Source organism: Agrobacterium sp. 5Ca50, assembly GCF_055381905.1.
In genome coordinates this window covers 457,086-478,077 of record NZ_AP026438.1, presented here as the reverse complement: position 1 = coordinate 478,077, position 20,992 = coordinate 457,086, and the positions used below count along the sequence as shown (strand labels likewise).

Here is a 20,992-nt window from a genome sequence, read left to right as displayed (position 1 = left end):
TTTCAAAAGAGTGTCGCGGACTTAGCAAGCCCTGTGAAAAAAGTCACCACGGCAAACGGTTAAATTACCGACAAGGTAAGGTTTATCTAGCGGATAGAAGCAACCAGCACCATGATCCGGCAAAACTATAGCGAAAAAACCGGCCAATCACTTTTTCTCAGGTTCAGGAACAACGGCTTCAACCCTTTGCGCAAGAGTGGAGGAGAAGTCGACTATCCAGTCACCAAAACATTTTTCGGGGCTACCGCCATACCATGATGGCGCATAGGATGAGGCAACACCTGCGCTGATCAACCAATTTCTGAATTGCTGGCACCAGTCTTTCTCAACACCCAAAGCAACGGCATAAGGCAACATATCCTCAAAATGCGATGCAGACATCAATGGTGCGCGGGCCATCACCGCGCGCTCCTTTTCTGACAATTGCAGATAAAGGCTGAAACCTTCAAAGCGCTCCAGTACCGTACGGCCAAGTGGTGTCCGCCCGCCGATCAGGAACAGAGAAGCCCCATTTGTGAGAAAAATGCCGCCAATAGCCAAAATTATGGGAGGTAAACCAAGGTCAATAGTGTCCTGCCACACGTCGTGCGGGAAGCTAAGTGCGATATCCCTACACCGGTAGACAACAAACACCAGGATACCAGTTACAAAAATCTTGGCGGCACAACCCGCACGGACTTCAGCCATAAGTCTCCAAATGAATAGGGGAACAAGAATGAAGAAAAAGAGAACAACCACAGAAACGCCAAGGAGTATTTTAAACTGCTCAAAATTAAAGTCGGTCAAAAATACAAAAACACCCAATGACACGATGCTGAGAATGAATCCGAACAGAAAATATGAGGAGTGATCCTCATGATATTGTCCCAAATCTTCGCCTCCCAGCGTCTGGCGAAAATCTTTGACCAACGTGTCAACCGCCCAGCCATTGAACCTGTCGATGGTGAACTCTGACCCTGGATTTGCAATGTGGGAAAGAATGGCCTGTTGGCTGGCCGGCAACTGTTTGTCTTCTGACTTATTGGTGCGGCGGAAAACAATCTCGGTTCCCAGGTCCGTCAGCACAACAAAACCTTTCACCGCGAGTTCGAATATACTGGCAGAAAAGGCCGTGTAGCCTTCCGACGAAAAAGTGTGGTGCGCAAGAAAGTTTGCGCGGACGGGCGACATGTCCTCTGGAACAGACCAATGTGGTCTGATCAAACCTTTCGGCAGGCCAGGGCCAACCTTGAGCCTGACACCGAGATAATAGAGCGCGACAACTGCTATGCAGATGAGTGCCAAAACATATGGTGACGTATCAGCCATTCACAGCCGCCCTTTTGCACTCTTGCGCCGTGCGGAATTACCAGCCGCCACCACCACCGCCACCACCGCCGCCGCCTGACGAACCACCGCCACCGGAAAAACTGGACGAAGAACTGCTGACCGGTTGCGGGATGGTGGATGCAATGGTTGAGGCCATCGACGAGGAAAAACCTCCGATCCGATCGCCGAAGCCGCCACTATAATTGCCGCCATACCACCCCGGTGCATAGGCCGCCGTAGCGGCACCGGCCGCGGCCGTTGCCAGCCATGTTTCAAACGCCCTGCTCCACGGCTTTTCCACACCAAGAGCGACAGCATAGGGCAGCAGCTTCTCGAAATGCGATGGCGACATTTGCGGTGCGCCCGCCATGTTCATGCGGTCTTTTTCAGCCAGTGTGAGATAGATGCGCAATCCCTCGATACCGTCCATCATCTTGCGACCCAATGGCGTTGGAGCGCCCATCAAGAAGATAAACAGACCGTTCAACAAGGTTATGCCACCCAGAGCAAGAATGATCGGAAACTGCGCGCTGTGACTGAGATCAAACCACATCGCCGACAGGATGCTGGCGAACATGCTGATAGCGGTAAACGCAAAAATCGCACCCACCACAATGCCACCAATCTTTTTCGGAAGGCTGGCGCTGCCGCGAAAGTTCTTGCCAATGATGGTTGCGGCAATGCTGAAAAACACGGCAAAAAATATCCCGATGATAGCCGCCGCAATAACGTTTTCATCGAGATCTCCCAGGATGAGAACCGCCGCGACAAAGGCGATGCTCAGGAACACGCCAAACAGCGTATATCCCGCATTGGAATGGTAATATTTTCCACGATGTTCCTTCTCTATTGCCTGCCGGAATTCGCGCCCCATGGCTTCAACCTTTGAGCCGTTGGTTTTGTTGATAGGAAATTCCGAGCCGGCCTTGCCGACTTTTTGCAGCAAAATCTTTTGGCCGCTTGGCAGGTCCGCATCCGCCGGTTTGTCGGTGCGTCGAATGACGATCGAACTTTTCAAATCGTCTAGAACAACAAAACCCTTTACCGCAAGATCGATGGCGCTGGCGGAAAGCGCTGTCCAGCCTGCACCTGAAAAGCCATTATTATCGATGTAGTTGATCAGTGCGGGCGAAATGCCCTCCGGCGCATCCCAGCGCGGCACGACCACGCCCTTGGAAGGATCGCGACCCACTGCAAACCAAGCCCGGAGGTAATATAGGGCAACGACAACCAGTCCAACAATCGACAGCAGATAACCGGCATTGTCACGAAAATACCATTGGCCTTCCTGCCCTGATGACGGCGCGGCAATGGCACCTTTGGGCAGTTTGACAGCGATGGTCATGCCTTCGCCCTCGCTGAAGGCGCGCGTGCTGGAGAAGAACACTTCGTTCCCCTCGGTCATGACCTGAGCATCCGTGCCCGTCTCTCCTGCCGCACCGGTAAAGACCGCCGTTTCGCTGGCTTTCACCGTCGGCGGAAGAACAACTGTTGCGGAAATCTCCTCGATCCGAAACTGCCAGCCATTGCCGGTCACATTCCAGTAAAGCTCGTCATAACCATCGAAATAACGGATCTGCCGGTCTGTCGTGTAGGTGATCTGGTAGGTGTGCTCGCCCGCCTGCAACAAACGGTCGGCGCTGCCGGTGTAAATGCGTATACCGCCGGAGATATTCTCCGTGTGCCAATCTTCCGGCGCACCGTCACGCTCGACGGAGACGACACCAAAATCAACCTTGGTGCGCCGTCCTTCAGCGTTCTGCGCATAGAGTGGGAAGTCACGGAAGATACCGCGCTTGATGTCGATACCTTCGGAATTGACCTTGATGGTTTCCGTGACGGTGAGTTCACCGGCAGCGGAAACATCAATAACCGAATGATAGGACTGGATATATTCTTCCGCCATTGCTGGCGAAACAGCCAAAAACAGCAGCAGGCCCAATAGTCTCGCAACAAGGATTTTCATCCGGACCTCCTGCAGTTTCAGCAACTTCAAGCTTCTGTGTATTCAACCCCGAGTGAAGCCAACGCCTTCCAGTAACCGGGATAGGTCTTGCCGACACACAACGGGTTCTGGATGGCGATGCCACCGGTTTTCAAGCCAGCCAGCGCAAAGCTCATGGCAATGCGGTGGTCGTGGAATGTGTCGATGGATGCCGTCACACTCTGTCCCGCCAGTGCAGGATCAGAATGCACGATCAGATCGTCACCTTCCTCATGCGCCAGACCTTCACGAATATTGTTCAGCCCCAGTGACAGGGCACGCACACGATCGCATTCCTTGACGCGCAGGTTGGCGATGCCGACGAAACGCACCGGCGTTTTGTTATAGGCAGCAAGAACCGCAATGGTCGGAATGGCATCCTGCATCTGGCTGCCGTCGATAACAGCTGGCAGATTGGGGAACTGCGCAATCACGTCGTAAGCGCGAGCATCTGGCTGTGAGAACTTGTCGGCCGGTGTGCCGATATCGATCTTGCCACCGGTCAGCACTTCTGCACCCCAGAGATAGGTTGCGGCAGATGCATCCGGCTCGATATGGAAGTCGGTTGCGATATAACCGGTTGGCTCAACACGCCAGACAGCGGCACTAACGCGTGTAACCTTTGCCCCAAAAGCTTCCATGGCTGTGACGGTGAGATCGATGTAACCCTTGGCACCGATTTCCTCTCCGGCCAAAATGATGTCAATCGGTTTACCCGCGCAGGCTGCTGCCATCAGTAGCGCCGACACATATTGGCTGGACAGGTTGGCGTCGATTGTCACCTTGTCGTTGAGGAAGCCTTTTTTGCCGCACACGGTGACCGGCGGGCAACCGGTTGGGGCATCGGCTTCAACGCCCAGCGAACGCAGAGCATCGACCAGCGGCGTGATCGGACGCTTGCGCATATGTTCGTCGCCATCAACGATGACGGCACCGTCAACCAGCGCGGCAGCGGCCGTCAGGAAGCGGGTGGCCGTGCCTGCATTGCCGAGGAACAGCGGGTTTTCCGGTTGGCTGAGATAGCCATTGCCCTCAACGACAAAGGTCGTTTCATCCGGCTCGTTAATGGTCACACCCATGGCGCGCAGTGCGTCTGCCATGTAAAGCGTGTCATCGCTTTTGAGAGCGCCGGTCAGCCGGCTGACGCCCTTGGCCAGCCCCGCCAGAAGCAGCACGCGGTTGGTTATCGATTTGGAGCCGGGAGGCTGCACCTTGCCGGTAAGAGGTCTGCCGGGGGGAGTAATCGTCAGTTCTGTCATTTGTATCTCATGGTTTCCCGTATCATCGGGATAACGCCGGGTTGTTGGCGTTTCAGAATTTCACGGAAGGAACGGCGCGGTCTGCTTCGTTGGTGATTTCGAAATAGCTGGCTTTGGTAAAGCCGAAATTGCGCGCTACCAGATTGGACGGAAAGCTTTCCACCTTGACGTTCAGGTCGCGTGCCGCACCGTTATAATACCGGCGTGACATCTGGATTTCGCCCTCAAGCGTTTCAAGGGATGCCTGCAAATCGAGAAAGCCCTGATTGGCTTTCAGGTCGGGATAGGCCTCTGCCAGAGCAAACAGTTTGCCCAGCGCCTGCCCCAGCATGCCTTCTGCCTGCGCACGGCCGGCAACGTCACCAGCAGGTACCGCCTGCGCCTTGTTTCGCAGGGTTATAACTTCCTCGAGGGTGCTTTTTTCATGGGCGGCATACCCCTTCACCGTCTCGATCAGATTGGGAATAAGATCTGCACGGCGCTTGAGCTGAACGTCGATACCTGACCATGCCTCCTCGACCATCTGCCGGGATTTGACCAGCCCGTTATAGACGATGACGGCATAGACAAGAACGGCAGCAATAATGGCAAGCGCAGTAAACATTCAGGATACCCCTCTCCTACGTGACCACTGAGAGCATGAAGTCCGCTGCCACCCGAGTGGTGCGGCAACTTCCTGTTCCAGGTCATTTGCTGCCGGACAATATTCTCTCCTCTAAATATTGTCACTGCTTCTATGCATGCAAACGGTTCGCCCGATCAGGCGGCCTTGTTCCAGTTTGCGCCGCCGGCATCCGTCAGCAGGAATGCTTCACCACAAGCCTTGGCCAGCGTGCGAACCCGCAGGATATAGCTCTGGCGCTCGGTGACCGAGATAACGCCGCGCGCATCCAGCAAGTTGAAGACATGGCTTGCCTTGATGCACTGGTCATAGGCCGGGAACACGCACTTGTGCAGCATGTGGTTATCATGTTCGGCCGGTGCACCAGCGGCGAGAAGTGCCATGCACTCCTGCTCGGCATCGATAAAGTGGCGATGCAGCATCTCGGTGTTGGCGAATTCAAAGTTGTGGCGGGAATATTCCTGCTCTGCCTGAAGGAAGACATCACCGTAGGAAATCTTCTCGTCGCCTTCGCGGCCATTGAAGTTCAAGTCATAAACATTGTCCACGCCCTGCACATACATGGCCAAACGCTCAAGACCGTAGGTCAATTCCCCGGCGACAGGCGAGCACTCGATTCCGCAAACCTGTTGGAAATAGGTGAACTGCGACACTTCCATGCCGTCACACCAGCACTCCCAGCCAAGGCCCCAAGCACCGAGTGTCGGGCTTTCCCAATCGTCTTCCACAAAACGGACATCGTGCAGTAACGGGTCGAGCCCAATGGCGCGCAGCGAGCCGAGATACAGCTCCTGCAGGTTGGACGGGTTCGGCTTCAGAATGACCTGATACTGGTAATAGTGCTGCAGGCGGTTGGGGTTTTCACCGTAACGGCCATCGGACGGGCGGCGCGACGGCTGGACATAGGCAGCCTTCCAAGGTTTTGGGCCCAGGGCGCGCAGTGTTGTTGCCGGGTGGAACGTGCCAGCGCCCACTTCCATATCATAAGGCTGCAAAACGGCGCAGCCCTTGTCAGCCCAGTAGTTATGGAGCGTCAGAATGAGCGCCTGAAAAGAACGCTTTGGGTTCATATGATCTGGAACGTCGGTCATGGGATAGGCCAGCACTTGCTTATTTCGGATGCGGACAGGTGCCACGACCGGCGCGACGGGTCAAGGTTTTATGCGCGCCGGACAGCGACTGAACAGCTGATGGAGCCGGTTGCGCACAGGCACAGCCAGCTCTATCTATTCAACATGTAGTAACCACGCGTCGATTGTCTGAAGATCAGGCCTCATCGTCCTTTTTGAGACGATATTCACCGGTTTCCGGGTCCTTGACCAACGTGCCGGTTGCGCCGGTTTCCTTTTCCTTGCGTTCCTGACGCGAGCGTGCAGCCAGCTTTTCCGCGTCGGAGATAAACCGCCGATACAAAAGAAGAGCCCCGCCAATCAGGACCACCAGAAATATAATTTGCGCCATGCTGCGTTCCCCTTGGCACGATTGGCCAAAAGCAGCGGATGAAATTGGCGTTTCCCGCTGCCCTGTCTTTTTGTTTGATGTCGGGCTTTTGAAACAGCCTCACGTTTCGACGCGAGGCGGATTACAGACCGAAACGTCCCCACAATGCCTTTTCTTCAGCCACCTCTGCAAGTCCTGCAACAGAGGCTGCGGCAATGTGTTCCGCGTTCAGCGAGACGCCCGGGACGCGTTTGCCAAAAAGGCTGCGTGCGCCGGTTATCAGCTCCAACTGTACTTTCTTGCCGTAACGGCGACGCAGCACGTCCCGCATGTCGCCAAGCCCATCAATCAGGCCAAGGTCGAGACCACGCATGCCGGTCCAGAACAGTCCGGAGAAAATATAGGGATCATCGGCCAGCTTATCGCCACGACGCATACGCACCATGTCCATGAAAACCTTGTGAATTTCGATCTGCAGGGTTTTCAGATATTCGACATCGCTTTCCTTTTCAGGCTGGAAAGGATCAAGGATCGCCTTGTTTTCACCGGCGGTGTAAACGCGCCGTTCCACACCGATCTTCTTCAGCAGTTCCGGGAAACCGAACCCGCCAGAAACAACGCCGATAGAGCCCACAATCGATGTCGGGTCGGCAATGATCTCGTCACCGGCAAGGGCGATCATGTAACCACCGGATGCGGCCACGTCTTCCACAAAAATCAGAACCTTCTTGTCGTTTTCTTCCGCCAGCATCCGAATGCGCTGATAAATCATGCGCGACTGAACCGGCGATCCACCCGGCGAGTTCAAAGAAATCGCGACAACCGGCGCGTCCTTGCTGGCAAAGGCTTTTTCAAGCAATGGCGCATAGGTGGCAAGGTTGAGGGCGGGACGGAACTGGCTGCCGCCTGCCATGATAGCCCCATGCATTCTCACAACCGGGATCACAGTCTCCCGTTTGCGAAAACGTTTGGGCAAAAGCCGCCTCAATAAACCTGCCATACACCTTCCTCACTGCTACACATTTGCGGACGCCGCTCTGCGAAAACCGCACCGGTTTTCAGCAAGCATGATGCATCCTGCTCTCGGTTGGTGATGTATGCATCGAAGCGTCAAACGCAATGGCAATGGTTAAAAAAAGCGCAGTTTTTACGCGCCTTTCAGGGGCTTGCGCGCATAGGCCGCACGGCCGTTACTGAGATCATCCACGAAACTGGAGAAGACGTGGCCTTCTTCTGCATGCATGACCAGCGCCGCACGGAAGGACAAACGAGCCCTTGACCCCTTGATGGCGGTCACCAGCACCCGCACGGCATTTTGGCCCGGACGCGGATGAACAAGCGTTATTTCCAACCCGCCAAAACGTTTGCCGCAGGCACTTATCAGCTCACCAACCGATTCCGGTCTGGCAATAAGAGATAGCTGACCTCCGGGCATCAGCACAGCGGCAGCCGTTCGTAGCCAGTCCTCAAACAATGTTTCCGTCATGGCATGGGCCTGCGCCTTCAGCCCATCCGGCGTGCGCCTGTCCGAGGCATCATTGAAGGGCGGGTTCATGATCACATGATCAAAATAGTTGTCCTGCAATCCGGCTGCTGCGCGCGCTTTGGCCCGCAAGGTAACATCGGCCGCATGTACGCAAACACGGTCCGCAAAATAGGCGTTTTCGGGAAGTTTCAGGCTGCGCTCAGCAAAGGCAACCATTTCGTCCGAGCGTTCAAATAAGGAAACCTCTGCTTTTGGCAACCGCGAAGCCACGGCCATGCCAGCGGCACCCGCACCGGCACCAAGATCCGCCACTCTGCACGGTCGGTCATCCGCGACCAGCGAGGCAAGCAACATAGCATCCATGCCGGAACGGTGGCCACGCCCCTTGGGCTGCACCACCAGAAACCGTCCGCGATGAAAAGCATCGATTGTGTCCGCATCGACCTCAGACATCGCTTGCCTCAGGCCTTTTCGTCACGCAATTCAGCACCCAGTCCCGCCTCACGCAGGATGGTACGCGCCTCTTCTGCACGCCCTTCCTCGACAAGAAAACGCCGAGGCAGAAGCCCTAGTGACCCTTCCAATATGCTCATGGATTGGTCTGCTATCATGCAATGAATCCCCGCTTCACTCAAAAGTGTTTCCACGAACGACAGAAGAACTGCATCGTTTGTGCGGATTATTTCCAGCATATCAACGATAATCCCATAATTTTGAATGCCCAGTGGCAATTCGCCCCTTGCCGCGCAAAGCGCCCCTTTCTATTGTCCAATCGAAATTATGAACAGGAGTCCGGGCCGTTGGGCATCGTCATACCGCTTGAAGAGAGCAAAAACAAACACGCATCCGTAAAACCGCTCGTCGAGCTGACAAAAGCAGACATGGAACGGGTAAACCAGCTTATTCTTTCCAAGGCCGGTTCGGATGTGCAGATGATCCCGGAGGTTGCCAATCATCTGATTTCCTCCGGCGGCAAACGTCTGCGTCCCATGCTTACCCTCGCCTCTGCAGCGATGTTTGGTTATACGGGCGATCATCACATCAAGCTGGCAACAAGCGTCGAGTTCATGCATACGGCCACCCTGCTGCATGATGACGTGGTGGACGAAAGCGACCTGCGCCGCGGCAAGTCCACGGCGCGCACCATATGGGGCAACCAGGCCAGCGTTCTGGTTGGCGATTTCCTGCTTGGCCAAGCCTTCCGCATGATGGTGGAAGTCGGCTCTCTCGATGCTTTGGATGTTCTGTCTACCGCCGCTTCTGTTATCGCTGAAGGTGAAGTGCTGCAACTTTCCGTTGCCAAGAACATGGAAACGACGGAAGATGATTACCTCTCGGTTATCCGCGCCAAAACTGCAGCGTTGTTTGCAGCCGCCGCCGAAGTTGGTCCTATTGTGGCTAAGACCACCAAGGCTGAGCGCAATGCACTGAAGTCCTACGGCATGAACCTCGGCCTGGCCTTCCAGCTGGTCGATGACGTTCTCGATTACGGTGGCAAGGCTGCCGACCTTGGCAAAAACGTCGGTGACGATTTCCGTGAGGGCAAGATCACACTTCCGGTCATCCTTTCCTACCGTCGTGGCAGCCCGGAAGAGCGACAATTCTGGAAAAACGCCATTGAAAATGGCGAAAGCTCCAACGAGAACCTCGAAAAAGCCCTCGGCCTGATCGGCAAATATAACGGCCTTTCAGATACGATCACCCGCGCCGTCCACTACGGCACGATTGCACGCGATGCGCTCGCGCCGCTGCCTGAAACGCCCTGGAAGTCTGCGCTGATGGAAGTCATCGACTTCTGCATCGAGCGCGTGAACTGAACCGGAAAAACCGTTCGGTGTGGTTTTGAACCAGCTGGGCGCCTTTTCTCGGAACGTCATTCCCCCGGCATCCCGCAACCAAAAATCGATTTGGTTGCGGGCCTGCTCCAAAAAAGCCATTCTGTTGTGACGAAGAATGGAAAGTTGTATTTTCAGTGCTTCGGCACCAATCAAGGGTTTCCACATGCGGCGCAAACCAGCATTTCGTTTTCTCTATGGCGTGGCTTTTGTCGCCTCTCTCACCTTGGGGGCGGTACCGGGAACGGCCAGCGCTGAAACGAAACCTGCTGAAAAAGCCGAAACCTTCGATCCGGCCAGCGTCAACTCATTTTCCGGAGCGTTTCTGGCGGCCCGCACCGCTGACGTCGATCAGGATTACGATACAGCAATTACACTTTATACCAAGGCTCTTGACTTCGATCCGGCCAATTCGGAAATCCGCCAGCGTTTGATGATTGCACAATTGCTGAACGGCAATTTCGACGCGGGTGCAAAAATCGCAGAAAGCCTCAAGAACGATTCGTCCGTCGAGCGGGTAACCACCATCGTTCGCGCACTTGATGCGATGCGCAAAAAGGAATTCACCTCAGCTGAAAAGCTGCTGAAATATACCGGCCCGAACGACCTCGACAAAATGGTCAATACGCTGCTGATCGCCTGGGCGAATGCGGGTGCGGGCAAAAGCAAGGAAGCCCTTGCCATGATTGATGGCATGAAGGGTCCCGGCTGGTACGCGATTTTCAAAAACTACCACGCAGGCGCCATGGCGCTGGTAGCAGGCAATGTTGAAGTTGCACGCAGCCGACTGAACGCCGCGATCACCGACCGCGAAGGCGGCGCTACCGCCAGCGACACCTATATGCGCGCCGTGATGGCTCTTGCCCGCCTGGAAGCAAAAGCCGGCAATAAACAGAAGGCACTGGATGCCATTTCGGTTGGCGATGATTTTGCCAACAACTATGCCCCGCTGAAGGCCCTGCGCGAAAGCATAGAAAAGGGTGAAAAGCCGGAACAGCAGGTTACCACTGCGACCGAAGGTGCTTCCGCGGTTCTGTTTTCCATTGCCGGCGCGTTGAACCGCGAAGGCGCGGAAGAGATTGTTACGCTCTACCTGCAGATTGCCCATGAACTGGATTCGAAAAGTGCCGATACGCTGATCCTGCTGGGTGGCCTTGCGGAGAACCTCAAGCAGCCGGAACGCGCTATCGAATTTTATTCGAAAGTGCCTGCGACATCGCCGATGCACCGCATATCGGAGTTGCAGCTTGGTCTTACTCTTGCCCAGACAGGTAAGGTTGATGAAGCCCGCGAACATCTGAAGTCGCTGCTGGCATCTGACCCGAAGGATATTCGCAGTTACCTCGCCTATGGCAGCGTTCTCTCCGATGCCAAGGACTACAAGGCAATGGCTGAGAACTACGACAAAGCCGTTGAAATCCTCGGACCAGTGGCAAAACGTGGTGATTGGGCCGTCTATTTCCAGCGCGGCATCGCCTATGAGCGCTTGAAGGAATGGGAACAGGCCGAGCCAAACTTCAAGAAGGCTCTGGAACTCAACCCTGAACAGCCGCAGGTTCTCAACTACCTCGGTTATTCCTGGGTCGATAAAAACCTCAACCTTGATGACGCGATGGACATGATCCGTCGCGCGGTCGAGTTGCGCCCGAATGACGGCTACATCGTCGATTCGCTTGGCTGGGCTCATTACCGCCTTGGCCAGTTTGATGAAGCTGTGGTCGAACTGGAACGCGCCATCGAGCTGCGCGCTGGCGACCCGACCATCAACGATCACCTTGGTGATGTTTACTGGCGCGTTGGCCGTAAAGTTGAAGCCGTTTACCAGTGGAACCGTGCACTGATTGGCGACAGCGATGACGTCGATAAGGCGAAGGTCAAGGAAAAGATCGCCAACGGCCTGCCGCCGCTGGAAAAGGATGCCGAAAACACCGCCAAAAAGGATGTGAAACCGGAAGAACCGGTTGCTCCTGTGCCTGACAAGAAATCCTGATCAACCGCATGCCAGTTCAGCTTTTTTCCGGAGCGGCGGAGTTTTACGAAACCGCTCCGGCCAAAATCAACCTTGCCCTGCACGTGGTGGGGCAGAGGGCAGATGGCTATCATCTGCTGGAAACGCTGGTCACATTCGCTCATGCTGGTGACCGGCTGTCCTTCGTAGCTGATGATGCGGATCGATTTTCAATCTCCGGCCCCTTTTCCGCTGTACTCGCCAACAATGACGGTTTGAGCGATAATCTGGTGTTGCGTGCACGTGATCTTTTGCGTCAAGCGGTGATCGCCACTGGGCAGCAAGCACCGGCCGTGGCCATCCATCTGGAAAAGAACCTGCCAATTGCGTCGGGCATCGGTGGCGGTTCGGCTGATGCCGCAGCGGCGCTGCGTGGGCTTCTGCGGTTCTGGCGCTGCTCCATCCCCAATGAAACACTTGATACGATTGCCCTGTCGCTTGGTGCAGATGTACCCATGTGTTTTGCCGGAATGCCGCTGATGGCGCGTGGCATTGGTGAAGAGCTGACCTTGCTACCACAGCTACCGGCATTTGCCATGGTGCTGGCAAACCCTTTGACAGGTGCCTCAACACCGGAGATTTTCCGCAGGCTGCAGACGAAGAACAATCCGCCCGTGCCAAAATTCTTGCCGCAGAATAAAGACGATTGGCAGGCTTTCATCCATAATTTGCGCAATGATCTCGAGGCGCCTGCGATTTCAGCCCTGCCGGTCATCCAGGATGTGTCAGACCTGTTGAAACAGCATGGTGCCCCGCTGGTGCGGATGTCCGGCTCGGGAGCCACCTGTTTCGGGATATTCCCTTCTTTCGAGACGGCACAACAGGTTGAGGCATCACTGGCAGCACAACGACCGGACTGGTACTTCAAGGCAACCATGACAAAACAGGAAGCGCAGCCATGAGCGACACGTCCCGCCCGTTTATCCCGGTCAATATTGCTGTTTTGACAGTTTCCGATACGCGCACGCCGGACAATGACAAGTCCGGTGACACGCTGGTTGCGAGAATAACCGAGGCCGGTCACAGGCTGGCGGACCGCGCCATCGTCGCCGATGATCGCGAGGCGATTTTCAACACGGTGCGTGACTGGACCCTGTCAGAGGGTGTCGATGTGGTGATTACCACCGGGGGCACAGGTTTTACCGGACGTGACGTGACACCGGAGGCTCTCGAGCCCCTGTTTGAAAAACGCATGGACGGTTTTTCAGAAGTGTTTCATCGCATTTCCTACGACAAGATCGGAACATCGACCATCCAGTCTCGGGCGACTGGTGGTGTGGCCAATGCCACCTATATTTTCGTGCTGCCTGGCTCTCCCGGTGCCTGCAAGGATGCGTGGGATGGCATACTAAAAGCACAACTCGATTACCGTCACATGCCCTGCAACTTCGTGGAAATCATGCCGCGGTTGGATGAACATCTGAAACGCGGGTAATTTTGCAGGGGCCGTTAGCGGCCTTTCCGCGCTTCCGTCACCACCCATGAAGGGATGATCTCCGCACTCAGGCGGCGCAGCTTTTGGCCTTTGGTGAAATGCTCAAGCGCCATGCTGGATTTGGCCAGGCTGACCGCCTGCTTCTTCGGCAAAAGCAGCCCATATTCCAGCGGTTGCGGCTTCTGAAAAAGGCGGCGAAGAAATGGCCGCCGGTAATTGCGCGACGGCGTGAATTTGGCGGGAACCCTGTTCAGCGCCACGTATTCCTGAATGTCTTCAATCCAACCGGTTTGCGGACGCGCTCCCGGCTCTAGCAGCAACAGCCATTCGCCGCGTGCCGATTGTACGATGTCATTGATGTCCCACTCGGCATGAAAGCGGCAACCGGCTGCATCGGCAACATGCGATGATCCATCACGTGAACCATGATCCAAGATGACAACGTCGCTTACCAGTCCTTCGACTGCACCTGATACCAGCGTGGACAAGGTGTGAGCCAACTCAGGTTCTTGATCCCGGCATTCCATGATCACTGTCAGCATGGGTGGTCCCAATCGCCAGCGATTGTGGAAGGTCGTATCGAAGCACTTAAGCCCTGTGAAAGTCGGTCAGTTCTGTTTTGCAAAACCTTGATGGACATCATTTCCATCCGTGGTCTTGCTTCCGAAACCGAACGATCTTCCCTCATGCCGCAGTCCAAACCCCTGATGTCCTATGCAACCTAGCATTATCGTATCAGATCATAAATTGCCACAATCTGTTTGTGCATTTTGTTCTTGTAATGTTCTCATGAATGTTTTAGGAATTTAATCATCGAAGCGAAGAGTCGTTTTCGCACGGAGCAACCAGATGACAAACCATATGCTTTCGGGGCAAAGCGCATTCGCGCCTGCCCATACGGCAGATATTGCCAACGCACTTGCAAATGCATCCGGCCTGCGTATCGAAATTGATCGTCGCCGGGGGCGTGGTGCCGGGCTTAACCCATCCGGTCGCTTCGAGACAGAACAGCGCGAAGCCTTTGATGATGGCTGGCAGACACTGGAAGACCTGCCTGCCTTCAAAACCGAGGTGCAGGTTGAAAAGCCACGTTCCATCATCACACGCAATGAATCGCCCGACATTCCCTTTGATCGCTCCATCAATCCTTACCGTGGTTGCGAGCATGGCTGCATCTATTGTTTTGCCCGTCCGACGCACAGCTATATGGGCCTGTCAGCCGGTATCGATTTTGAAGCACGGCTTTTTGCCAAACCCGATGCTGCAAAACTGCTGGAGCGCGAGTTGGCGAAACCCGGTTACAAACCGCGCACACTAGCCATTGGCACAAACACGGATCCCTACCAGCCCATCGAGAGAGAATGGCGCATCATGCGACAGATCCTCGAAGTTCTGGCTGAGGCGGAGCATCCAGTTGCTATCGTGACGAAGTCGGCTCTGGTAACACGCGATATCGATATTCTCGCTCCATTGGCAAAGAAGGGTCTGGCCAAGGTTGCCTTGTCCGTGACGACGCTGGACAAGAAGCTGGCGCGCTCAATGGAGCCGCGTGCCTCGACGCCGGAAAAGCGGCTTGAAGCCATCAAGGCACTGACCGAGGCAGGCATTCCGACATCCGTCATGGTCGCCCCGATCATTCCAGCGCTGAATGATCACGAGATCGAACGGATTCTCGATTCGGCTAAAGCTGCCGGTGCAACTGAGGCAAGCTACGTATTGTTGCGTCTGCCGCTTGAGGTCAGCCCGCTGTTTCGCGATTGGCTGTTGCGGAATTATCCCGACCGTTACCGCCACGTGATGTCGCTTATTCGCTCGATGCGTGATGGCAAAGATTATGACGCTGAATTTGGTAAGCGCATGAAGGGTGCCGGTCCCTACGCCTGGCAGATCGGCAGACGGTTCGAGATGGCGACCAAACGCCTTGGCATGGTGCGGCGTGGCATCCATTTGCGCGATGACCTGTTCGTTCCTCCGGGAGGTGCTGGCGTGCAGCTTTCGCTTCTCTGAACCGCGTTCCACCTCAGCACAGTCTTCAGCGACTTCAGGACATCCTGGGTCTCTGCCAGATCAAAGGTTGAATGTGTTTGAAAGATATCGTTCGCGTCGTCCCTGCCGCGAACCGATCCCCGGACCGCTTTGTGATGATCCAGCCGCATCTGTCATGACGACAGGGGCCGCCAGCAGAACCACCGTTGCCGCCGCTCGGGTACTTGCTGCAATTATCATCGCACCGGGGCTTGCAGGAGATCGGGTTGGCATGCGAGTTTCCGCCGCATGAAAAAGCGTATGCCTCCCGACTCTCCTGCTCTTTTTGATTTCCAGCTGACTGGACCGGATTTCAGCATTGAGACCGAATGCCAAAAACAAGGTTTCTGGCCAGTTGCCGGAACGGATGAAGCAGGACGTGGCCCCTTGGCCGGTCCGGTGGTGGCAGCAGCAGTCATTCTCGATCCCAACAATATTCCGCCGGGGCTGAACGATTCCAAACAGCTTTCCAAAAGCAAACGGGAAAGCCTTTTCGAACTTATCCTCGAAACCTCAATCGTCTCCATTGCCTCGTCCTCACCGACAAGAATTGACGACATGAATATCTTGCGCGCCAGCCTTGATGCCATGCGTCGGTCAATCCTTGGTCTGACGACATCACCTGCCATCATCCTAGCCGATGGTCGTGACGTACCGCCTGGCATAGCCTGCCCCGGCCGCGCCGTGATCAAGGGCGATGCACGATCCGTCTCGATTGCAGCGGCCTCCATCGTCGCCAAAGTGATGCGAGACAGAATGATGGAGCAGGCTGGAGAACTGTACCCGCATTATGGTTTTGCAGGGCACGCAGGTTACGGCACAGCAGCCCACAGGCAGGCGATTGAACGGCATGGCGCCTGCCCATTGCATCGCATGAGCTTTCGTCCTCTGCGTCAGGATTGAGCTTTCCCGCCTATGCCGCCATGTCTTGATTGAGCAAGGCCGACAGTTATGCCGTGATGAGACGACCCAAGCCCGAGGTTGCCGGGCAACTCTGATCACAGCGCCAGTATTACTCATTGCAATCGGGAGCGAGCCGGTCAGAGTGGCACTGCCAGAAGGTGGCAATGCAAGACTGCGCAGCCAGCGTTCGGTGTGGCGGTGTCTATGCAACGCCGTCCGATCAACCCTTCTCATGGCCAAGACAGGCGCAGCCGTCGTCCAGATACAAAAAAGGCCGGGTTGCCCCGGCCTTTCAAAATTCAAACTGCAATCCGCTTAGTTCAGACGAGATTTGACTTCGCCTACTGCAGACTTGAACAGCTTACCCTGCACAGCAGCGGTAGACTTGTCTGCAATCAGCCTCTCAGAAGCAGCAATCGCGAGATCAACAGCTGCGGAACGAACTGCACCAATGGCGTCGTCTTCAGCCTGCTTGATCTTTTGTTCAGACAGAGCAGTACGGCGTGCGACGAATTCTTCCGTCTTGGCCTTGGCTTCAGCTGTCAGGGCTGCCGCTTCACGCTCGGCCGCAGCAACGATGCTTGCAGCTTCTGCTTCGGCATCCTTGCGCTTGCGCTGATATTCAGCCAGCAGGTGCTGGGCTTCTTCACGCAGACGCTTTGCTTCGTCGAGTTCATTGCGGATATTGTCGGCGCGCTCGTCCAGGGACTTCGCGATCATGCCAGGAACCTTGAGGTAGGCAATCAATACGAAGAAAAGAACAAGACCAACCAGTGCAAAGAATGATGCGTCTAAGGCCATGTTACGCCTCCTTCTTTTCAGAAGCGGCAGCAACAGCCGCCTTGGCATCGGTATCCTTAATTTTGGAACCAATCAGCTGATCAACGATCGCAGTCGTTGTTTCCTCAGCAATGGCGCCAACTTCGGCAAATGCCTTTTCCTTGATACCGGCGATACGCTGCTCGGCAGCGGTCAGCTTTTCAGCCAGTTCTGCCTCTACAGCGGCGCGGTCAGCATCGGCCTTAGCCTGGGCTGCGTCACGAGCCGAAGAAGCGATAGAGCTTCCCTTGGCTCTCGCGGCTGCGAGTTCTTTTTCATAGCTTTCAATCGCGGCATCGGCTTCAGCATTCAAACGAGAAGCTTCATCCAGATCCTGCGCTATACGCCCGTGACGGTTTTCAAGAATACCGCCGACGCGGGGTACGATGACCTTTTGCATAAGCACGTAAAAAAGGCCGAACGTAATCGCCAGCCACAAAAGCTGCGAAGCATATGTAGACTGATCGAACGGGGGAAAAACGCCAGAACCGTGTTCAGCACTTTGTGCTACGCCGGTTTCCGTATGCGTTTCACCAGCAGCCGGTGTTGACTCGGCATAAGCCGGGGTCACAAACATGCTTACCTCCAGGTGTACTGCAAATACGAAAGATCACGGCACGCATAAAAAACGCGCCGCGATCAATAAACGTCACTGTCGATATTAGACAGCGAACAGCAGAAGAAGAGCGACGAGCAACGAGAAGATGCCCAGAGCTTCCGTAACGGCGAAGCCGAATACCAGACGGCCGAACTGGCTGTCTGCTGCAGATGGGTTGCGCAGTGCGCCGGAGAGGTAGTCACCGAAGATACGGCCGAGAGCGAGGGACGTACCAGCCATGCCAAGGCATGCGAGACCTGCGCCGATGTACTTTGCTGCTTCCGCTTCCATGTTAAGCTCCTTAGAAATGGTTGTTGCGGCTTTTATTGACGCCCGGGAACCGGGGCCAGCGACTTTACTTCTCAGTGACCACCATGCACGGCGTCGTTCAGGTACATGCAAGTTAGTACCGCGAAGACGTATGCCTGCAGGAAGGCAACGAGAAATTCCAGACCAGTCATTGCGACAGTCATGATCAGTGGCAGAATAGCGCCGCCAATACCGACTGCGCCCATAGCGCTCATCGTGGCAACGAAACCTGCGAAAACTTTGAGGGTGATGTGACCGGCCAGCATGTTCGCGAAAAGACGAACCGAGAGGCTGATCGGTCGGGACAAGAACGAGATCACCTCGATGGACGACACCAGAGGTAACAGAACCTTTGGAACGCCAGCCGGCGCAAAGACGCCGAGGAAGTGAAGACCGTGCTTGTAGAAACCGTAAACGACGACCGTGCCGATAACCAAGCACGCCAGTGCGAAGGTTACGATGATCTGGCTGGTGATCGTGAAAAAGTATGGGAACATGCCGAGCAGGTTTGCGGTGAGCACGAACATGAACAGCGAGAAAACAAAGGGGAAGAACTTCATACCCTTGCTTCCGGCGCCTTCGCGAAGCATCGACGCAATAAACTCGTAGGACATCTCAGCAACAGACTGGAAACGGGTCGGGATAAGACCGCGGTTCGATGTTGCGAAATACAGGAAACCAGAAGCGGCTGCGATAGTAGCGACCATAAACAGCGATGCGTTGGTAAAGGAAAAATCGACCCCACCGATTTCGATCGGAATAATCGGCTGTACCACGAACTGATGTGTCGGATCGTTTGCCACCGGCTGCCCTCTTTGCCTTTGGCGCCATCAACGGCGCCTCTTCATCGTATTGAAAAACCAGCTTTAAGGGCTGTTTTTCCCATTCTGTTTCTTTGTCTGCGCATCGTCCGAAAATTGTGGCTGAGCCACGACACCGGCCGAACGCAGAACGTTCAATACACCTGCACAGAAGCCGAGAAGAAGAAGTATAATCATCCCCCAAGGCGACGTACCAGCTAAGTAGTCCAGAAGGTACCCGAGCATGGCGCCAACCACGATCGCGGATATGAACTCAGAAGACAGCTTCATTGCCATTGCGAAACCCTTGCGTGTTTCACCGGCATTTCTCTCCGCCGCTGCTTCGGCCTCATCCTCCGTCTTCACCTTTGCCAACTCGTTGGCGAGGCGTTTACGGCGTTCTTCCAGACTATCGTCACGGTTGCTATTCATGTCCCACCTGCCTTTTCTTCCCTCGTTCCAGCACCGCCAGAACGCTTTGAGGTTGTAAACGGCAAGGGCTTTGACATGTTCCAGCCCGTTCTGAAGTCGCGCGCAACATAGTTTTGAGTGCCCGTATAGTCAAGGCGTTGAACACGCTTGATTAAATACAAATTAACACTGTAAAAACATAAGCTTAGACTTCAAAACCAGTTTCAGGCGTCTACAGCGCACAGGAATCACTGGATTTGTTCACACTAATCGTTGCCATCAGGCCACAATTTCAGCTCCATCCGCCGCCATATGTGCGGTAAAACACGTGCAATCCGATACGACCGACCTTTTTCATGCTCTTGCCCCAAGCCGGGCGCACGTAAACAGCATGGTAGTGGGTTGCAGAACCAACTTCCGGCAGCCAGATTTTGCCGGCTGTGGTGGCCATGGCGATTTCGCGCGCCATTTTCCAGTGACGCTGCGAGTTGACGCGGTCACGGATGTTGTCGCAGGCAAAGGAGAACTGGCAGCGATTGCGCCAGTCCTTGTTCTGATAGACAACACCACAGATCGTTGACGGGTAGGTTGGGTTGCGAACACGGTTGAGAATGACCTGCGCGACGGCCGCCTGTCCCTTCACCGATTCTCCACGGGCCTCAAAGTAAATGCCGGAAGAGAGGCACTGCTGCTCCTCAGCAGAAAAGACTGCCGGCGGCAGTGGCGTTGCCGCCCATGCATGGTCGTCCGGCCCGATGTCAGGAATGAAACGTCCGGTCTGCGGCTTCTTCAAAATAGCGTCGAAGGGAGATTCGCGGGCAAAATCAGGTTCTGCTGGTGCATAGGCCGTTGCCAGCACATCCGCGTTACGGTTGGTGACCAGCGACGCCAGCATTGGCGAAACGCCATTGTCCATCTTCTTTTCTTCACGACGGAAATAGAATGAGGCCAGTTCGACTGGCTTTTCGCGCTTTGCCTTTACAAAAGACGGGCGCTCCTTGCGGCTCAGCGGTTCGACGTCGATCATGCTTGTGCGCTGCAGAACTGAGCCCGCTGTAAAAGCTGGCGGTGGCTGCATGATTTCCAGTGCGACAACGCGGCCCTTCTTGGCGGCGCGATTGACGCGCTCGCTGTCGGGCGTTGTCGGATGTTTTTCCTTGTCGTCGGCAAAAGCGATCTTTCGGCCGTCCGGCAGGGTCATGCCGGCACCGGATGAAGCCGAGGCGCTGTCTGCATTATTAAAGGCAAGTGAAGCAGAGTGGACCGAGCCAGCCGGCGAGTTGGTCAACACCATGCGCCACTGGCTATTGCCGCCATCAAGGCCGGCAAGCAGGGCGGCCAGATCGGCCCGCGATGCCAAAGTGGGGAAAGCCAGCCATGCAGCCAGGCCAAGAACTAAAGGCGAGGTCCATTTTCCACTCGAAATGAACGACCCGCGACGCATCACACCTTTTGAACGCAAAACCGGCACTCCAAACACGCAGACACACACAAATGACGCGACCAGAGGGGCCAGCGACACGAACTCGTATATGAGCAAAAATAGTTCGTTAACCTTGATGCTTGGTTAACGAGATGTCCGCCTGCGCAGCGGATTTAACAAAGTGACACATAATATCGGCACACGTTTTCGTGAATCGGTGCGGAACGACTTAGCGAGACGCCAGCCATGAGCACAACACGCAGTGAGAGACATAAAACAAGGTGAGCAGAGTGGTCATCCACCCTGCCCGCTCCTTGAGGTTTTTTC

General features: G+C 55.2%; 23 protein-coding genes. 6 read left to right on the top strand and 17 right to left on the bottom strand.

Annotated features, from left to right (window positions below; translation table 11 throughout):
* Positions 1-147: 147 nt before the first annotated feature.
* The 9 genes from ACZ5FM_RS02275 to ACZ5FM_RS02235 form a co-directional block, all read right to left on the bottom strand.
* On the bottom strand, positions 148-1,308 hold the full coding sequence (locus ACZ5FM_RS02275; RefSeq protein ID WP_464039573.1) for a DUF2207 family protein: 1,161 nt from the start codon (positions 1,306-1,308) through the stop codon (positions 148-150).
* Positions 1,309-1,345: 37 nt separating this feature from the next.
* The gene (locus ACZ5FM_RS02270) at positions 1,346-3,274 is read right to left on the bottom strand and encodes a DUF2207 domain-containing protein (protein ID WP_464039572.1); all 1,929 of its coding nucleotides are present in this window, start codon (positions 3,272-3,274) and stop codon (positions 1,346-1,348) included.
* A gap of 26 nt (positions 3,275-3,300) precedes the next feature.
* Positions 3,301-4,551 carry a 3-phosphoshikimate 1-carboxyvinyltransferase gene (locus ACZ5FM_RS02265; protein ID WP_464039571.1) on the bottom strand — a complete coding sequence of 417 codons (1,251 nt, stop codon included), beginning with the start codon at positions 4,549-4,551 and terminating at the stop codon, positions 3,301-3,303.
* A 52-nt stretch (positions 4,552-4,603) separates the two neighbouring features.
* The gene (locus tag ACZ5FM_RS02260; protein ID WP_250983674.1) at positions 4,604-5,155 is read right to left on the bottom strand and encodes a LemA family protein; all 552 of its coding nucleotides are present in this window, start codon (positions 5,153-5,155) and stop codon (positions 4,604-4,606) included.
* A 155-nt stretch (positions 5,156-5,310) separates the two neighbouring features.
* A complete protein-coding gene (locus tag ACZ5FM_RS02255; protein ID WP_464040411.1) occupies positions 5,311-6,243 on the bottom strand; it encodes a glycine--tRNA ligase subunit alpha in 933 nt (310 codons plus the stop codon).
* 196 nt (positions 6,244-6,439) lie between these two features.
* The gene (locus ACZ5FM_RS02250; protein WP_250983673.1) at positions 6,440-6,634 is read right to left on the bottom strand and encodes a hypothetical protein; all 195 of its coding nucleotides are present in this window, start codon (positions 6,632-6,634) and stop codon (positions 6,440-6,442) included.
* Positions 6,635-6,755: 121 nt separating this feature from the next.
* Positions 6,756-7,613, bottom strand: coding sequence for a S49 family peptidase (locus tag ACZ5FM_RS02245; protein WP_464039570.1), 858 nt, complete (start codon positions 7,611-7,613; stop codon positions 6,756-6,758).
* Between the two features lie 147 nt (positions 7,614-7,760).
* Complete coding sequence (locus tag ACZ5FM_RS02240) at positions 7,761-8,552, bottom strand: tRNA1(Val) (adenine(37)-N6)-methyltransferase (RefSeq protein ID WP_464039568.1); 792 nt, start codon at positions 8,550-8,552, stop codon at positions 7,761-7,763.
* Between the two features lie 8 nt (positions 8,553-8,560).
* Entirely contained in the window at positions 8,561-8,791 is a 231-nt protein-coding gene (locus ACZ5FM_RS02235) for a putative signal transducing protein (protein ID WP_192487125.1), read from the bottom strand.
* 108 nt (positions 8,792-8,899) lie between these two features.
* Between ACZ5FM_RS02235 and ACZ5FM_RS02230 the strand changes: the two genes are divergently transcribed.
* From ACZ5FM_RS02230 to moaB, 4 genes are all read left to right on the top strand, one after another.
* Entirely contained in the window at positions 8,900-9,916 is a 1,017-nt protein-coding gene (locus tag ACZ5FM_RS02230) for a polyprenyl synthetase family protein (RefSeq protein ID WP_192487124.1), read from the top strand.
* Between the two features lie 184 nt (positions 9,917-10,100).
* Positions 10,101-11,924: a tetratricopeptide repeat protein gene (locus ACZ5FM_RS02225; RefSeq protein ID WP_464039567.1), complete on the top strand. Its 1,824-nt coding sequence runs from the start codon at positions 10,101-10,103 to the stop codon at positions 11,922-11,924.
* Between the two features lie 8 nt (positions 11,925-11,932).
* Positions 11,933-12,844, top strand: a complete 912-nt coding sequence (locus tag ACZ5FM_RS02220) for a 4-(cytidine 5'-diphospho)-2-C-methyl-D-erythritol kinase (RefSeq protein WP_464039566.1) — start codon at positions 11,933-11,935, stop codon at positions 12,842-12,844.
* Positions 12,841-13,377 carry a molybdenum cofactor biosynthesis protein B gene (gene moaB, locus ACZ5FM_RS02215; RefSeq protein WP_250983667.1) on the top strand — a complete coding sequence of 179 codons (537 nt, stop codon included), beginning with the start codon at positions 12,841-12,843 and terminating at the stop codon, positions 13,375-13,377. Before ACZ5FM_RS02220 ends, moaB begins: the two co-directional genes overlap by 4 nt.
* A gap of 14 nt (positions 13,378-13,391) precedes the next feature.
* On the opposite strand, the gene ACZ5FM_RS02210 is transcribed toward moaB, so the two are convergent.
* Positions 13,392-13,919: a glycosyltransferase family protein gene (locus ACZ5FM_RS02210; RefSeq protein WP_275640613.1), complete on the bottom strand. Its 528-nt coding sequence runs from the start codon at positions 13,917-13,919 to the stop codon at positions 13,392-13,394.
* Between the two features lie 307 nt (positions 13,920-14,226).
* Between ACZ5FM_RS02210 and ACZ5FM_RS02205 the strand changes: the two genes are divergently transcribed.
* Positions 14,227-15,384, top strand: a complete 1,158-nt coding sequence (locus ACZ5FM_RS02205; RefSeq protein ID WP_464039565.1) for a PA0069 family radical SAM protein — start codon at positions 14,227-14,229, stop codon at positions 15,382-15,384.
* A 60-nt stretch (positions 15,385-15,444) separates the two neighbouring features.
* Here ACZ5FM_RS02205 and ACZ5FM_RS02200 read toward each other — a convergent pair whose 3' ends face one another.
* Positions 15,445-15,636: a hypothetical protein gene (locus tag ACZ5FM_RS02200; RefSeq protein ID WP_250983664.1), complete on the bottom strand. Its 192-nt coding sequence runs from the start codon at positions 15,634-15,636 to the stop codon at positions 15,445-15,447.
* 15 nt (positions 15,637-15,651) lie between these two features.
* Here ACZ5FM_RS02200 and ACZ5FM_RS02195 point away from each other — a divergent pair, with 15 nt between their 5' ends.
* A complete protein-coding gene (locus ACZ5FM_RS02195) occupies positions 15,652-16,305 on the top strand; it encodes a ribonuclease HII (RefSeq protein ID WP_250983663.1) in 654 nt (217 codons plus the stop codon).
* Between the two features lie 315 nt (positions 16,306-16,620).
* Here ACZ5FM_RS02195 and ACZ5FM_RS02190 read toward each other — a convergent pair whose 3' ends face one another.
* From ACZ5FM_RS02190 to ACZ5FM_RS02165, 6 genes are all read right to left on the bottom strand, one after another.
* Positions 16,621-17,106 carry a F0F1 ATP synthase subunit B gene (locus ACZ5FM_RS02190; protein ID WP_259145784.1) on the bottom strand — a complete coding sequence of 162 codons (486 nt, stop codon included), beginning with the start codon at positions 17,104-17,106 and terminating at the stop codon, positions 16,621-16,623.
* A 1-nt stretch (position 17,107) separates the two neighbouring features.
* The gene (locus ACZ5FM_RS02185; protein ID WP_464039564.1) at positions 17,108-17,701 is read right to left on the bottom strand and encodes a F0F1 ATP synthase subunit B; all 594 of its coding nucleotides are present in this window, start codon (positions 17,699-17,701) and stop codon (positions 17,108-17,110) included.
* Positions 17,702-17,785: 84 nt separating this feature from the next.
* Positions 17,786-18,013, bottom strand: a complete 228-nt coding sequence (locus tag ACZ5FM_RS02180; protein WP_003494147.1) for a F0F1 ATP synthase subunit C — start codon at positions 18,011-18,013, stop codon at positions 17,786-17,788.
* A 71-nt stretch (positions 18,014-18,084) separates the two neighbouring features.
* Positions 18,085-18,834, bottom strand: a complete 750-nt coding sequence (locus ACZ5FM_RS02175) for a F0F1 ATP synthase subunit A (RefSeq protein ID WP_192487114.1) — start codon at positions 18,832-18,834, stop codon at positions 18,085-18,087.
* 63 nt (positions 18,835-18,897) lie between these two features.
* Positions 18,898-19,263, bottom strand: coding sequence for an AtpZ/AtpI family protein (locus ACZ5FM_RS02170; protein WP_192487113.1), 366 nt, complete (start codon positions 19,261-19,263; stop codon positions 18,898-18,900).
* 271 nt (positions 19,264-19,534) lie between these two features.
* Entirely contained in the window at positions 19,535-20,686 is a 1,152-nt protein-coding gene (locus ACZ5FM_RS02165; protein WP_464040410.1) for a cell wall hydrolase, read from the bottom strand.
* Between the last annotated feature and the right edge of the window lie 306 nt (positions 20,687-20,992).

What these genes read in the sequence shown, in the direction of transcription:
- ACZ5FM_RS02270 (WP_464039572.1), bottom strand. Translation starts at nt 3,274, where the DNA reads ATGAAAATCCTTGTTGCGAGACTATTGGGCCTGCTGCTGTTTTTGGCT.
- ACZ5FM_RS02250 (WP_250983673.1), bottom strand. Translation starts at nt 6,634, where the DNA reads ATGGCGCAAATTATATTTCTGGTGGTCCTGATTGGCGGGGCTCTTCTT.
- ACZ5FM_RS02190 (WP_259145784.1), bottom strand. Translation starts at nt 17,106, where the DNA reads ATGGCCTTAGACGCATCATTCTTTGCACTGGTTGGTCTTGTTCTTTTC.
- ACZ5FM_RS02235 (WP_192487125.1), bottom strand. Translation starts at nt 8,791, where the DNA reads ATGCTGGAAATAATCCGCACAAACGATGCAGTTCTTCTGTCGTTCGTG.
- ACZ5FM_RS02255 (WP_464040411.1), bottom strand. Translation starts at nt 6,243, where the DNA reads ATGAACCCAAAGCGTTCTTTTCAGGCGCTCATTCTGACGCTCCATAAC.
- ACZ5FM_RS02225 (WP_464039567.1), top strand. Translation starts at nt 10,101, where the DNA reads ATGCGGCGCAAACCAGCATTTCGTTTTCTCTATGGCGTGGCTTTTGTC.
- ACZ5FM_RS02170 (WP_192487113.1), bottom strand. Translation starts at nt 19,263, where the DNA reads ATGAATAGCAACCGTGACGATAGTCTGGAAGAACGCCGTAAACGCCTC.
- ACZ5FM_RS02265 (WP_464039571.1), bottom strand. Translation starts at nt 4,551, where the DNA reads ATGACAGAACTGACGATTACTCCCCCCGGCAGACCTCTTACCGGCAAG.
- ACZ5FM_RS02210 (WP_275640613.1), bottom strand. Translation starts at nt 13,919, where the DNA reads ATGCTGACAGTGATCATGGAATGCCGGGATCAAGAACCTGAGTTGGCT.
- moaB (WP_250983667.1), top strand. Translation starts at nt 12,841, where the DNA reads ATGAGCGACACGTCCCGCCCGTTTATCCCGGTCAATATTGCTGTTTTG.
- ACZ5FM_RS02275 (WP_464039573.1), bottom strand. Translation starts at nt 1,308, where the DNA reads ATGGCTGATACGTCACCATATGTTTTGGCACTCATCTGCATAGCAGTT.
- ACZ5FM_RS02205 (WP_464039565.1), top strand. Translation starts at nt 14,227, where the DNA reads ATGACAAACCATATGCTTTCGGGGCAAAGCGCATTCGCGCCTGCCCAT.
- ACZ5FM_RS02220 (WP_464039566.1), top strand. Translation starts at nt 11,933, where the DNA reads ATGCCAGTTCAGCTTTTTTCCGGAGCGGCGGAGTTTTACGAAACCGCT.
- ACZ5FM_RS02185 (WP_464039564.1), bottom strand. Translation starts at nt 17,701, where the DNA reads ATGTTTGTGACCCCGGCTTATGCCGAGTCAACACCGGCTGCTGGTGAA.
- ACZ5FM_RS02240 (WP_464039568.1), bottom strand. Translation starts at nt 8,552, where the DNA reads ATGTCTGAGGTCGATGCGGACACAATCGATGCTTTTCATCGCGGACGG.
- ACZ5FM_RS02165 (WP_464040410.1), bottom strand. Translation starts at nt 20,686, where the DNA reads ATGCGTCGCGGGTCGTTCATTTCGAGTGGAAAATGGACCTCGCCTTTA.
- ACZ5FM_RS02260 (WP_250983674.1), bottom strand. Translation starts at nt 5,155, where the DNA reads ATGTTTACTGCGCTTGCCATTATTGCTGCCGTTCTTGTCTATGCCGTC.
- ACZ5FM_RS02200 (WP_250983664.1), bottom strand. Translation starts at nt 15,636, where the DNA reads ATGCCAACCCGATCTCCTGCAAGCCCCGGTGCGATGATAATTGCAGCA.
- ACZ5FM_RS02180 (WP_003494147.1), bottom strand. Translation starts at nt 18,013, where the DNA reads ATGGAAGCGGAAGCAGCAAAGTACATCGGCGCAGGTCTCGCATGCCTT.
- ACZ5FM_RS02195 (WP_250983663.1), top strand. Translation starts at nt 15,652, where the DNA reads ATGAAAAAGCGTATGCCTCCCGACTCTCCTGCTCTTTTTGATTTCCAG.
- ACZ5FM_RS02245 (WP_464039570.1), bottom strand. Translation starts at nt 7,613, where the DNA reads ATGGCAGGTTTATTGAGGCGGCTTTTGCCCAAACGTTTTCGCAAACGG.